Origin of the sequence: Burkholderia glumae LMG 2196 = ATCC 33617 (genome assembly GCF_000960995.1) — a bacterium.
Lineage (GTDB): Bacteria > Pseudomonadota > Gammaproteobacteria > Burkholderiales > Burkholderiaceae > Burkholderia > Burkholderia glumae.
Genome location: NZ_CP009434.1, coordinates 48,209 through 61,328 on the forward strand (window position 1 = coordinate 48,209; position 13,120 = coordinate 61,328).

A 13,120-nucleotide genomic window follows, 5' to 3' on the forward strand; every position below is an offset into this window, starting at 1 on the left:
CTCGTCTGCCTCCTGGTTCGGATCGATCGATTGCCCAATGCCGGCGCCGCGCCGCTCAGGCGGACAGCTCGCGCGCGGTTTCCTGGCGCCGCCCGGCCTGCTGCGCGTCGCGCGCGCGCGCGAGCCGGCTCGCTTCCTCGGTGATGATGTCTTCCTGGCCGGCCACCAGCTTGCGCTCCGCGAGCCGCCGGTACAGCTCGAACTCGTTGACGCCGAACTCGAGCGCGGCCTTCTGGATGTGCGGCACGTAGCCGGAAAAGAGCCCGTACAGGCCACTGGCGATGTTCGCGGCCGGAATGTGCGGCGTCTTCGGACTCAGAAACGCTTCGGACTCGCGCGCCAGCAGCGTCACGCGCTCGAAGCTGGTGTTGGTCGCGTGCCCCTCGCGCTCCATCGCGGCCACCAGGGTTTCCAGCTGCGTATTGCCGGCGCCGGCGCCGAAGCCCTTCACGCAGGCGTCGACGACGGTGGCGCCCTCCTCCAGCGCGACCAGGCTGTTGGCCACGGCGAGGCCGAGGTTGTTGTGCGCATGGAAGCCCACCGCCACCTCCAGCTCGCCCACCAGGCGCCGCACCTTCTCGCGCACCAGCGACGGCGTGGAATAGCCGGCGCTGTCCATCAGGATCACCGCCTGCGCGCCGTAGCCCTGCATCAGCCGCGCCTGGGCGAGCAGCACCTCGGCCGGCGCCATGTGCGACATCATCAGGACGCCGAACGCGGTGCGGCCGGCCTGGCGCGTCTGGTCGATAAAGCGCCGCGCGACGTTGGCCTCGGTGCAGTGGGTGGCCACGCGCACCACGTCCACGCCCGTCTCGATCGCCAGCTCGATGTCGGCCGACTTGCCGAGGCCCGGGATGAAATGCACGCCGAGCCGGCTGGTGGTGAGCGCCGCGCGCGCGGTGTCGAGCATGGCGCGGTCGTCGATCGGGGTCTGGCCGAGCAGGCACGACGAGCCCCCCAGGCCATTGCCGTGGCCCACTTCCACGATGTCGATGCCGGCCGCGTTGGCCGCGCGCGCATAGTCGGCGATCTGCGCGCTCGTCAGCTGGTGGCGGATCGCATGATTGCCGTCCCGCAGCGTCGCATCACTGATGAGGTTCATTGCGTCACTCCTGAGCGAAGGGTTGCATGCCGGTGCGTGGCCACCGCGAGCGCCGCGCAGTTGATGATGTCGAGGTTGCCCGCGTACTCGGGCAGGTAGTCGCCGCGCCCGCGCACGGTCAGGCTCACGGTGATGCGCCCCTGGCTCTCCAGCGGCTCCACCACCAGCTGGTAGCCGGGCACGTACTCGCGCACCTGCTCGACCATCGCCTGGATGCGCGAGCGCACCCGGCCGAAGTCGCGGTAGCGCGCGTGCGCATACAGCGTGGTCTGCATCTGGATGCCGGGCTCGGCCGGATTGATGTTGAGGATCGCCTTGGCGCGCTTCGCGCCGCTGAACTTCGCCAGCGCGTACTCGGTGGTGGTCTGATACTCGTTGATGTTCTCGCGCGTGGCCATGCCGGCGCTGCGCGAGGCGATCGCCGAGACCACCTCCAGATAGTCGATCTCGTCGACGGCCTGGCGCAGCGCATAGGCGAGCGGCAGGCTGGCCTGGCCGCCGCAGGTGATCAGGTTCACGTTCTGCACCGCGTGCGTATCGGGCAGGTTGATGCAGGGCACGCAGAGCCGGCCGACCTTGGCCGGCGTCAGGTCGATCGCGAACTTGCCGGCCTCGGCGAAAAAGCGGTTGTGCTCGGTGTGCGCGGCCGCCGAGGTGGCGTCGAAGACGAGGTCGTAGGCACCGGCGTTGGCCCGGAGGAAGGCGAGCCCGTCGCTCGAGGTCTCCACCTGGCATTCGCGCGCGAGCCGCAGGCCGTCGCTGTCCGCGTTGCGTCCGACCACGCATGCGAGATCGAACTGCTCGCAGGCCTTCACCTTGAACATCAGGTCGATGCCGATGCTGCCCGAGCCGAGGATGGCGACGCGGGTGCGCGCGGTGCCGGCGGCGCGCGGCTGGCGCTCGGCACGGGTGGTTCGGTTCTTCATCTGCCGTTCTCCTCGATCGGTTGGCGGGCGGCCGCGCGGCCGCGATGCGCGGGCCGCTGCGCCGAGACCTGCGCCAGCGCGCGGCGCAGCTCGGCCAGCACGTGCGGCTCCTCGCTGTGCAGGAAGAAGTGGTTGCCGGCGAAGCGCACGTAACGGATCGGGCCGGTGGTCTCGGCGCGCCAGCCCGCCACGCCCTCGTCGCTGACGAGCCCGTCGTGCGTGCCGCGCAGCACCAGCAGCGGGCACCCGAGCGGCGCCGCCTCGGTATAGCGGTAGCGCGCCGAAATGGTCAGGTCCGCGCGCAGCCGTGGCATCCACAGCTCGCGCATCGACGGCTCGTTGATCAGCGCCTCGGGCGTGCCGTTGTAGTCGCGCACGGTGGCGAGGAACACCTCGTCGGGCAGCGTCTCGATGCCGGCGTCGCGCCAGCGGTGGCGCGGCGCGTTGCGCCCCGACGCGACGAACAGCGCCGGCTCGCCGTGGCCGCGCGCGCGCAGCAGGCGGGCCAGGTCGAAGGCGATCAGCGCGCCCATGCTGTGGCCGAAGAACACGAACGGCAGGTCGAGCCGATCGGGCACGCATTCGGCCAGCGCCTCGACAATCGGCGTCGCGCTCTCCAGCAGCGGCTCGCCGAGCCGGTATTCGCGCCCCGGCAGCTGCACGGCCACCAGCTCGACCCGGTCGGGCAGGCCGGCCCGCCAGGAGCGGAAGATCGAGGCCGTGGCACCGGCGTAATGGAAGCAGAACAGGCGCAGCCGCGCCGGCCGGCCGCTCGCCGCCGGATGCACGACCAGCCAGGGGGACTCGTCCAGCTGCGTGCTCATGCCCGCACCTCGTCGCTCGACGGCACCGCCACCGGCACCATGGTGAGCCAGTTCCACCGGTCGGCATGGGTGCCGTGGACGATGCCGAAGTAGCGGTCCTGAATCGCCTTGGTGACCGGCCCGCGCGCGCCGTTGCCCACCGGCATGCGGTCGATCGAGCGCACCGGGCAGATCTCCACGGCCGTGCCGGTGAAGAAGATCTCGTCGGCCAGGTACAGCATCTCGCGCGGCAGGCTGGCTTCGGTGACGGTATAGCCCAGGTCGCGCGCGATGCGCATCACGCACTGCCGCGTGATGCCGCTCAGGATGCTGCTGCCCACCGAGGGCGTGAAGATCTCGTTGCGATGCACGAGGAACACGTTCTCGCCGCTGCCCTCGCTGACGAAGCCGTGCGCGTCGAGCGCGATGCCCTCGCTCAGGCCGTTCTCGCGTGCCTCCATGGCGATCGCCTGGCCGTTGATGTACTGGCCGCCGATCTTGGCCAGCGTGCTGGCCGCGCCGGGGCCGTGGCGCCGCCAGCTGCTGACCTGCACGTCCACGCCGCCCGTCAGCGCGGCCTCGCCCAGGTAGGCGCCCCACCGGGTGGTGGCCAGCAGCGCCTCGGCGGGATGCGAGCGCGCATCAAGGCCGAGCGAATCGCCCGCGCCGCGGTAGACGAGCGGCCGGATATAGGCCGCGCGATGGCCGTTGGCGCGCAGCGTCTCGGCGCTCACCTCCATCCACTGCCCCACCGTGAGCGGCGACGGAATGCGCGCCACCTTGCAGCTGAACAGCAGCCGCTCGTAGTGCTCGCGGCCGCAGAGGATCGCCGCCTTGTCGCCGATCTCGTAGGCGCGGATACCCTCGAACACGCTGGTGCCGTAATGCAGCGCGTGGCTCATCACGTGGACCTGCGCGCGCTCCCACGGCAGCAGCTCGCCGTTCTTCCAGATGTATTTCGCGTTCATCGCCGCTGGTCTCCTCACATCACGCTGTATTCGTTGAAGGCATCCACCACGCTGCGCCCGGCCGCCACCGCCTCGCGCACCTTGCGTTCGAGCCGGTTCTTGGCGATCGCGCGCGTGATCACCTCGCGCTCCACCTCGCGCGGGATCACGCACACGCCGTCGTTGTCGCCGAACACGAGGTCGCCGGGGCGCACCCGCACCTCGCCGATGCGGATCGAGCAGCGGAAATCCACCACGTTGTGGCGCCCCTGCAGCCCGTAGGCATGGGTGCCGTGCGCGAACACCGGCAGAGCCAGCTCGGCGATCGCGTTGGCGTCGCGCACGTGGGCGTTGAGCACCACGCCGGCCGCGCCGATCTTCCTCACGCGGGCGGCCAGCAGGTCGCCCATGCGCGCGGCGCCCACCGGACCGCCGCTGGCGATGTACACCTCGCCCGGGCGCAGCGCCTCGATCGACTCGAACAGCAGGCCGAACGGCTTCGCGTCGTAGCGCCTGAGGCCGCCGTGCGGCACCGGCGGGTCGTCCTGCACCGGCATCGCGCGGCCGATCAGCACCATCTCGGCGTGCAGCGGCCGGATCGCGGGCGGCAGCATCGGCGTGGCGAAGCCGAGCTGCTCGAGCACGTCGCTGACGGGGCAGGTCGCCAGTTCCTCGCGCATCAGCGCGAACAGTTCCTCATCCGTATTCCATTGGGCCATCGTCTTGTCATCCAGTCAGGGAGAGTCCGGCTCGCCGAGCAGCGCGGCCAGCTCCCGGTTGATCTCGTCGAGCACCTCGGCCTCCTTCTCGTGAATGAAGAAGTGGCCGCCCTCGAAGCGGCGCAGCCGAAAGCCGCCGCGCGTATGGCGCGCCCAGCCCGCGGCCCCGGCATCGTCGACCATCGCGTCGGCGGTGCCCTGGAACACCACGATCGGGCAGTCGAGCGGCGGCTCGGCCTGGTAGCGGTAGGTCTCGAACACCTCGCCGTCGGCGCGGATCCTGGGCAGCAGCAGGTCGAGCAGCACCGGATCGTCGAGGATCGTGTCGGGCGTGCCCTCGCAGGCGCGCAATACCTCCACGAACTGCGCGTCGTCGAGCGCGTAGCGCATCACCGCGGGCCTCACGTCGGGGGCGTATTGCGCCGAGACGATCAGCGCGCGCGGCAGCGCCAGGCCGGCGCGGCGCAGCCGCCGCGCCACGTCGAACGCGATGCGCGCGCCGGTGCTGTGGCCGAACATCAGGTAGGGCCGGTCGAGCCAGGGCGCGAGCGCCTCGGCCACCGGCGAGCCGATCTCGTCCATGGCATGCAGCAGCGGCTCGTCCAGGCGGTTCTCGCGGCCCGGCAGCTGCACGGCGAGCAGCTCCACCGCGTCGGGCAGCGCCGCGGCCCAGGGCGCGAACATCGACGCGCCGCTGCCCGCGTAATGGAAGCAGACGAGCCGCACGCGCGCGTCCGACCTCGGACCGCCGGCGCCGAACAGCAGCCAGTCGGATGCGCGCGTCTGCAGGCCGGCGCCGGTCATCGCTCAGGCCGTCGCCGCGGCCTTGGCGGCCAGTGGCAGCGTGACGCGGTTGTGGCCGTAGCGATCCTCGCCGGACACCAGCACCGTCGAGTAGCGATCGAGCGGCAGCACCTCGCCGAAGTGATGGAACGATTCCTGGCCCGCGTACACCTTCACATGCGTGGGCACGTAGCGCGTGGCCCAGCCGAAGCGCACCGAATCCTTGGTCGTGTTCGGGTTGGAGCCGTGCATGCAGCGCGAGGTGAAGATGAAGAACTGGCCCGGCTTCACTTCCATGTGAACCGCGCGTTCCTCGTCGGGCTTCCACTTCGGATCGAGCTTGAGCTTCTCGTAGTCGTAGCCGTAGAAGCCGGACTTCTGGCCGTCGTCGAGCACGCGCTGGTTGAAGTTTTCCGGCTCGAACGGGATGTTGCGCTTCTCGTCGAAGTACCAGGTGCGATGGCTGCCGGGCATCAGCTTCAGGCAGCCGTTGGCCTTGGTCGCCTCGCTCATCGCGACCCAGGCCGTCAGCTCCCACGGGCGGCCTTCCTCGGCCGCGGTCGGTTCGAGCTTCTCGGTGCCCTCGAACTCGACGAAGCTCTCCGCCTGGTGCCAGTCGGTGCCTTCGTCGCCTGGGTACTTCGGGAACCACTCGGTACGCCAGCTCAGCACGTCCGGCCCGAGGATGCTGGAGATCCGGTCGACGATCGCCGGATGGCTGCTCATCCGGCTCAGGCTCACCATGTCGAGATGGCGGTCGTAGTTGAGCTTGCTGTTCGGGAACGGCGCGTGGGTGGTGTCGAGCAGATCCATGCGGATCTCCTCCCAGGCACGCGTCATCTCGTCCGGTTCGTACAGCGTGAACGGGCCGGCATAGCCGTTCTCGTAAAAGAACTTCTTCTCGTCCTCGGACAGGTGAAAACGCTTCTGCATCTCAGTTCTCCTAAGTTTGCATGGAAGACCATGCACGGGTGACGACGGGTACTGCATGGCGCCGCCGCTCGCGCGGCGCCGGATGCGGCCGATCCTCGGGATCGGCCGGGCAGCGGGCTCGCGCCCGCCGCCGGTCAGCTCGCCGCGTCGGCGGTGTTGCGACTCGCCTCGCGCAGTGCGTCGGTGGCCGCCGCCAGCTCGGCCACGCTCGAGCGCGTGCGGTCGAAGAACTGGCGCGGCGGCGGCGTGACGCCCACCTGCGCCTTCATCCGCTTCAGCACTTCGACGAGATTCAGCGAGTTGCCGCCGATATCCGGAAAGCGCGTGTCGGGCGTCACGTTCTTCACGCCGATCACGTCTTCCAGAACCTGTATCAAGATGGCTTCGGTTTTCATGAATTGACTTCCTCCTGGTGGCTTGTGTTGATGCGTTGCTGCAAAATCGACAGCAGCGCCTTGCGGTCCGTCTTCCCTGACGACAGCATCGGAAACTCGTCCAGCGCCGTCAGATAGCGCGGCACCATGTAGGCCGGTAGCTCGCCCGCGAGCCGCCGCCGGATCGCGGCGAGCCGCGGCTCGGTGTCGGCCGCGTGCGCCTGCTCGAACAGCACCGCGGCTGCGAGCACCGGCTCGCCGATGCGCGTGTCGAGCACCACGACCTCCGAGGCGTGAACCTGCGGCACGCTGTCGATCACGCGCCGCACCTCGTTCAGATGGATCCGGTAGCCGCCGAGCTTGACCTCGTTGTCGCGGCGGCCCATGTAGAACAGGCTGCCGTCGTCGAGCCAGCGGCACAGGTCGCCGGTGCGATAGAACGGCACGCCGCCCACCTGCGTGAGCCGCGCGGCCGTCTCCTCGGGCAGGTGCCAGTAGCCCTGCATCACCTGGGTGCCGCCCACCATCAGCTCGCCGGGCGTGTCGGGGGTGTCGATCGCACGGCCGTCGTCGCCCACCAGCAGCACCTTCACGTGCTCAAGCGGCACGCCGATCGGGTAGAGCGTGCGGCGCTCCGGCTCGATCTCGCGGATCACGTGCGCGGTGGCCGCGCAGGTCGCCTCGGTCGGCCCGTAGGCGTTGATCACCTGCACGCCGGGCGTCTTGCGCATCCAGCGCTGGACCGTCTTGATGTCGGGCACGTCGGTGCCGGTCAGGATCTGCTTCAGATGCGGCAGCGGCGCGCTGCCGAAGCGCTCGGCCTGCGCCAGCAGGCCCAGCATCATGCCCCACGCGGAAAAGTGCGTGACCTCGTGCGCGCAGAGCGCGTCGAGCATGATGTCGGGCACCACCACGTCGTCGTGGACGTACAGGTGCGCGCCCTGTGCGAGCGGAAACAGCATGTCCATCAGGAACACGTCGAAGTGCAGCGGCGAGAAGCTCGCGCAGCGCGACTGCGCCGTCACCTCGTAGACGCGGCGCGTGCCGTCGAAGAAGTCGATGATGGCGCGATGGGCGATCAGCACGCCCTTGGGCCGGCCGGTCGAGCCCGAGGTGTAGATGCAGTAGGCGGTGGCCGACGCATCCAGATCGGGCAGCGGCAGCGCGCGCACGCAGGCATCGCGCAGCGCCGAGTCGTCATCGTCGCGAAGCCGCTCGACGTCGCTCACGCGCAGCACCGGCGCCGCCTCGGGCAGCGCCTCGCGAACCCGTTCGGCTAGCTCGCCGTCGGCGATCACGAGCGCCGGCGCGATGTCGGCGAGGATGTAGCGCAGCCGCTCGGCCGGCATCTTCGGGTCGAGCGGCACGTGGATGCAGCCGGCCTTGAAGGTGCCGATCACGCATGCGAGCATCAGCGCCGAGCGGCTCGCCACCATCACCACGCGGTCGCCCGGCACGCAGCCATACGACTGCAGGCGCAGCGCGAAACGCGTGCTGAAGATGTCGAGGTCGGCATAGCTGAAATCGCCGCGTGAATCGGACAGCGCCGCGCGATACGGCGTGGCCTGCGCGTGTGTCTGGATGGCGTAAACGATGTGTCCGGACATCTCGGTGACCCTCCTGCAATGTGTCTCCAGGGGCACCTTCTGCAAGGCGGGCGGCATCGCGCACCGGTCCCGCGGGCACGTCGCGTCGTGCCTGCGGGCAGGCAAGCGCGATGCGCCCGGCCGGATCCGGCCCCTCGGTTCGGTCGGACGGCCCTTGGCGCGGCGCCGCATCGAATGCGGCGCGCCCGCGGGCGGCGTCCCTCTCTCTCGTGTTTGTTCTGCTCAATTCCTGAGAAGCACAGTAACGGCATCGCGAGGGGGAATGACTTAGATCGTTTCCGGCATGTCCAGGCCCGTTTCCATCATTCCTGGATATATCCGTCGCCAAGCAGCCCGAGCTGCCGCGCCTTGTTCGCGCTGACCTTGATGTGCTCGCTGTCGAGCTTGCGGTTGATCGCGGTGAACAGCTGGTAGACCGCGCGCTCGGTGACGCCCAGCTCCGCGGCGACGTGGCGGGCGCTGCCGCCGCGCGCCACCAGCCGCAGCGCGCGCAGCTCGCGCGCCTCCAGCGAGAGGGTGGCGGCCAACTCGCGACGGCGCCGCAACACCTGCCATTCGAGCAGTTCGTTGGCGAGGCCGCGCAGCGGCCGGCGGTGCGCCCACAGCGCTTCCTCACCGCCGGGCGGCTCGGCCGCCGTGCTCACGTGCAGCACCCCGACGGTGGCCACGTCCCGCCGGTGCGCGGGGTGGAACTGGTGGCTGCGCATGCCGTGCAGCGGGCCCTGCCGGTTCAGCCAGTGGCCGGGCGGCATCGCCAGCGACGAGCCGCGCAGCGGCCGCGTGTCGTCCTGCGCGTGCGCCACGGCGGGATCGTTCAGATACCAGTGACGATCCACGTACCGCTGCGCCCAGGCCGGATCGCCGCCGATCAGCAGCTGATGCGCGCTGACCTCGCCGCTGCGCTCGTCGTACATGAACCAGTGGTAGAAGCACTGCACGGCGCCGCAGGCGCCCGTGATGCGCCGCATCAGCGCGATCAGCTCGGCGTCGTTCTCGCATTCGGACGCGTAGGCCGGCAAGCGCTCCGGCGCGTGCGCGGCGGCCGGAGCCGCAACGCCGGAGCCCTCGGCCGGCTCGGCCGCGGCCAGCGCATCGAGCACCGCGCGGTATTCGTCGCCGAGCTGCGCCGCATAGGGGTCGTGCGCGACGAATGCGGCGAGCGCCGCGCGATCGCCCGCATCGATGCGCTGGATCGAGTGCGGCTCGCCGGGCGCGCGCCGGTGCCGCTCCAGCACGAAGCCGTGCCGCGGGCTGCCGCGCGCCACGAGCGCGATCTGCTTGCCGTCGGTCACGCCGTGGCGAACCTGCAGCAGGTCGTCGTAACCGAATTCGGGGATGGGACGGGAAGGGGAAACCGAGTGTCGAGCCATGTGCGCCGGACCACCTGTCGGATGAGTGGAGGCGATGGCGGTCCGCCCGGCCGCCGCGCTCGCCAATCGAACCGGCGCGACGACGGGAACGGATTGCGAACGGGACGTGAACGCAATGAACGACTGGGACGATCGACTGGATTGGCATGCCTCGCTCCGCGCCACGCGCACCGACGGCCATCGGTGGGATCGAACGCGCGGCGCGTGTGCCGCCGCGCGCGGGGGATCTCGAGCGACGAGGAGCCGGCCCGGGCCGGAGACGGCATGGCCGGGCGCGGCGCGCCGGCGAAGCGGGCACGCGCGGCCGGGGCGTGGAAGCCGGAGAGACGGACGGACGAACGTGCGCGGCCGGCAAGGGCGGCGGCACGTGACGACGCGGCCGCGCCGCGTCGATGGACGCGGCGCGGCCGCCGGATGTACGCGGAGCCGGGAGGCCCCGCACCGGGGTCGCGAACGCAGCGCGGCGGCGCAGCGTCGCGCGCAGCACGCAACGCTACGGCGGGCCTGGCCGCAGCGGACGGTGCCGGTTCGCTCGTGCGGCCCGAGGCCTCTGCCGGATTCGGGCCGGATTGCGGGGACGATGACGGCGGGTGCGTGACGGGCCGCACCCGCGCTTGCCCGCGCCGTGCGTCCGCCCGCCCCGCCATCCCTTTAGTTGAAGCTCAGACTTCGCACTCTCTCGTCGTCGAATGCCTGATGGCCGGGTCAGTCTGGCTTCCCGGCCTGGTGTGGTTGATCGTGTGCTGCGGGGATGCCGCGCATGCTCGCGCGCGGCATCGTCGCCGCCGCTCAGACATGCAGCGCGTGGCCGAGCGCGCGCAGCGCCGCTTCCTGCACCGCCTCGCCGAGCGTCGGATGGGCGTGGATGGTGCCGCCCACGTCCTCGAGCCGCGCGCCCATCTCGATCGATTGCGAGAACGCCGCCGCGAGTTCGGACACGCCGCGGCCCACCGCCTGCCAGCCGAGGATCAGATGATTGTCGCGACGCGCCACCACGCGCACGAAGCCGTCGGTGCCCTCGATCGTCATCGCGCGGCCGTTGGCCATCAGCGGAAAGCTGGCCACCAGCGCGTCGGCCGGCGCGGCCGCATCGTGCGGCGCGAGCCCCACCGACACCACCTCGGGATCGGTGAAGCAGATCGCCGGGATCGCCGCCGGCATGAAGCGCCGCCGCTTGCCCGAGACGATCTCGGCCACCATCTCGCCCTGTGCCATCGCGCGATGCGCGAGCATCGGCTCGCCCGCCAGATCGCCGATCGCCCAGACGTTGCGCATCGAGGTCCGGCACTGGTCGTCCACCTTCAGCGCGTGGCCGGCGCGATCGAGCTGCAGCGCCTCGAGCCCCCAGCCCTGGGTGCGCGGCCGGCGCCCCACCGCCACCAGCACGCGGTCGGCCGGCAGCGCCGTCTCGGCGCCGGCGGCATCCTGCACCCGCACCGCGTCGCCGGCCGGGTTCAGGCCCAGCACCTTGCGGCCGAGCTGCAGCGTGATGCCGAGCCGCGCGAGCGCGGCCGCCACCGGCTTGGTCAGCGCCGCGTCGTAGGCCGGCAGGATGCGCTCCTGGGCCTCGACCACGCTCACCTCGGCACCGAGCTTGCGGTAGGCGATCGCCAGCTCGAGCCCGATGTAGCCGGCGCCCACCACCACCAGCCGGCGCGGCAGCGTGGCGGGCGACAGCGCCTCGGTGGACGATTGCACGATGCCGCCGAACGGCATCGACGGCAGCGCGACGGGCTCGGAGCCGGCCGCGAGCAGCAGGTGCTCGCAGCGGATGCGCAGCGGGCGGGCGGCGTCGCGCACCACCTCCACGGTCTTGCCGTCGAGCACGCGCGCGTCGCCGCGCACCAGCTCGACGCCGTGGCGCGCGAGCAGCGCGGCCACGCCGCCCGTCAGCTTCGCGACGATGCCGTCCTTCCAGGCGACGGTGCGCGCGATGTCGATCTCGGGCGAGGCCACGCGGATGCCGAGCGGGGAAGCGCCGCTGTAGTGGCGCGCCTTGTCGAACTCGTCGGCCGCGTGGATCAGCGCCTTGGACGGGATGCAGCCGATGTTCAGGCAGGTGCCGCCCGGCTGCGCGCGCTCCACCACCACGGTGGGGACGCCCAGCTGGGCGGCGCGGATCGCGGCGACGTAGCCGCCCGGGCCGGCGCCGATGACGAGCAGCGTGGTTGTGATCGGTTCGTTCATCGGCTCAGTCCACGAAAAGCAGGGCCGGCTGCTCCAGCAGCGCGCGCACGGCCTGAATGAATTCGGCGGCATCCATGCCGTCCACCACGCGGTGATCGAACGACGAGGACAGGTTCATCAGCTTGCGCGCGACCACCAGCCCGTGGCGGATCATCGGCCGCTCGACGATGCGATTCACACCGACGATGCCCACCTCGGGGCGGTTGATCACCGGCGTGGAGACCACGCCGCCCAGCGCGCCCAGGCTCGACAGCGTGATGGTCGAGCCGCTCAGCTCGTCGCGCGCCGCGCGGCCGCCGCGCACCGCCTCGGCCAGCCGCGCGACCTCGGCCGCGAGCCCCCAGATGTCGCGCGCCTCCGCATGGCGCACCACCGGCACCATCAGCCCGGCCTTGCTCTGCGTGGCCACGCCCAGATGCACGGCGCCGTGGCGCGTGACCACGCCGGCCTCGTCGTCGTAGCGCGCGTTGATCTGCGGGAACTCGGCCAGGGCGATCACCATCGCGCGCGCGATGAACGGCAGCATCGTCAGCTTGCCGCGCTGCTCGCCGTGGCGGCGGTTCAGCTCGGCGCGCAGCGTGTCGAGCTCGGTCACGTCGATCTCCTCGACGTAGCTGAAGTGCGGGATGCGCCGCTTCGCCTCCTGCATCTTCTCGGCGATCCTGCGGCGCAGGCCGATCACCTGCACCGCCTCCTCGTCGTGGCGCTCGGCATAGCCGGCGCGCACGCCGCGGCCGACGGCCGCCGCGGCGCCACGGCCCTGCAGGTAGGCATCCAGATCCTCGTGCAGGATGCGCGCCGCCTCGCCCGTGCCGCGCACGTAGCGCAGCTCGATGCCGAGATCCCAGGCGCGCTTGCGCACCGCCGGCGAGGCGAGCGGCCGCTCGCCGGGCTCGCGCGCGACGGGCGGCGCGGCCGTGGCCGCGTGCTCGCCGCCCCTGGCCATCGGCATCGGCGCGGCCGGCGCCGGCGCGCACGCGGCGGCATGCGCGGGTTCACGCGCGGCTTCACGAGCAGGCTCGCGCTTCGGCTCGTGCGCCGGTTCGCGCACCGCTGCGCTCGCCGCCGGCGCGGCCGGCACCGCCTCGTTCGCGGCCCCCGCCGGCTCGCCGCGATGGTTGCCGCTGCCGTCCACCTCGATGCGGATCAGTTCCGCGCCCACCGCCATCATGTCGCCGGCGGCGCCGCCGAGCGCGGCGACCACCCCGGCCACCGGCGACGGGATCTCCACCGACGCCTTGTCGGTCATCACGTCGGCGAGCGCCTGGTCCTCCACGACGCGGTCGCCCACCTTCACGTGCCACAGCCCCAGCTCGACTTCCGCGATGCCTTCGCCGATGTCCGGCATCTTGATCACATGGATACCCAT

At 71.2% G+C, this 13,120-nt stretch carries 12 protein-coding genes; all 12 read right to left on the reverse strand.

Features of this window, described 5'->3' with window-relative positions; all coding sequences use genetic code 11:
* Nucleotides 1-55: 55 nt before the first annotated feature.
* Entirely contained in the window at nucleotides 56-1,102 is a 1,047-nt protein-coding gene (dmpG, locus tag KS03_RS01705) for a 4-hydroxy-2-oxovalerate aldolase (RefSeq protein WP_012733139.1), read from the reverse strand.
* Nucleotides 1,099-2,028, reverse strand: a complete 930-nt coding sequence (locus KS03_RS01710) for an acetaldehyde dehydrogenase (acetylating) (RefSeq protein WP_012733138.1) — start codon at nucleotides 2,026-2,028, stop codon at nucleotides 1,099-1,101. The genes dmpG and KS03_RS01710 overlap by 4 nt, the downstream gene beginning before the upstream one ends.
* A complete protein-coding gene (locus KS03_RS01715) occupies nucleotides 2,025-2,852 on the reverse strand; it encodes a thioesterase II family protein (RefSeq protein WP_012733137.1) in 828 nt (275 codons plus the stop codon). The genes KS03_RS01710 and KS03_RS01715 overlap by 4 nt, the downstream gene beginning before the upstream one ends.
* The gene (locus KS03_RS01720) at nucleotides 2,849-3,799 is read right to left on the reverse strand and encodes a branched-chain amino acid transaminase (RefSeq protein ID WP_012733136.1); all 951 of its coding nucleotides are present in this window, start codon (nucleotides 3,797-3,799) and stop codon (nucleotides 2,849-2,851) included. Before KS03_RS01720 ends, KS03_RS01715 begins: the two co-directional genes overlap by 4 nt.
* 14 nt (nucleotides 3,800-3,813) lie before the next feature.
* Nucleotides 3,814-4,497 carry an RraA family protein gene (locus KS03_RS01725; protein WP_012733135.1) on the reverse strand — a complete coding sequence of 228 codons (684 nt, stop codon included), beginning with the start codon at nucleotides 4,495-4,497 and terminating at the stop codon, nucleotides 3,814-3,816.
* A gap of 15 nt (nucleotides 4,498-4,512) precedes the next feature.
* On the reverse strand, nucleotides 4,513-5,301 hold the full coding sequence (locus KS03_RS01730; protein ID WP_012733134.1) for a thioesterase II family protein: 789 nt from the start codon (nucleotides 5,299-5,301) through the stop codon (nucleotides 4,513-4,515).
* A gap of 3 nt (nucleotides 5,302-5,304) precedes the next feature.
* Nucleotides 5,305-6,213 carry a chlorinating enzyme gene (locus KS03_RS01735; RefSeq protein ID WP_012733133.1) on the reverse strand — a complete coding sequence of 303 codons (909 nt, stop codon included), beginning with the start codon at nucleotides 6,211-6,213 and terminating at the stop codon, nucleotides 5,305-5,307.
* Nucleotides 6,214-6,347: 134 nt separating this feature from the next.
* Entirely contained in the window at nucleotides 6,348-6,608 is a 261-nt protein-coding gene (locus KS03_RS01740) for an acyl carrier protein (protein WP_012733132.1), read from the reverse strand.
* Complete coding sequence (locus KS03_RS01745) at nucleotides 6,605-8,194, reverse strand: amino acid adenylation domain-containing protein (RefSeq protein WP_012733131.1); 1,590 nt, start codon at nucleotides 8,192-8,194, stop codon at nucleotides 6,605-6,607. Before KS03_RS01745 ends, KS03_RS01740 begins: the two co-directional genes overlap by 4 nt.
* 302 nt (nucleotides 8,195-8,496) lie before the next feature.
* Nucleotides 8,497-9,564, reverse strand: coding sequence for a helix-turn-helix transcriptional regulator (locus KS03_RS01750; RefSeq protein ID WP_012733130.1), 1,068 nt, complete (start codon nucleotides 9,562-9,564; stop codon nucleotides 8,497-8,499).
* A 789-nt stretch (nucleotides 9,565-10,353) separates the two neighbouring features.
* Nucleotides 10,354-11,751: a dihydrolipoyl dehydrogenase gene (gene lpdA / locus KS03_RS01755; protein WP_012733129.1), complete on the reverse strand. Its 1,398-nt coding sequence runs from the start codon at nucleotides 11,749-11,751 to the stop codon at nucleotides 10,354-10,356.
* A 4-nt stretch (nucleotides 11,752-11,755) separates the two neighbouring features.
* Nucleotides 11,756-13,120 (reverse strand): dihydrolipoamide acetyltransferase family protein, encoded by a 1,365-nt coding sequence (locus KS03_RS01760; RefSeq protein WP_012733128.1) that lies wholly within the window; start codon nucleotides 13,118-13,120, stop codon nucleotides 11,756-11,758.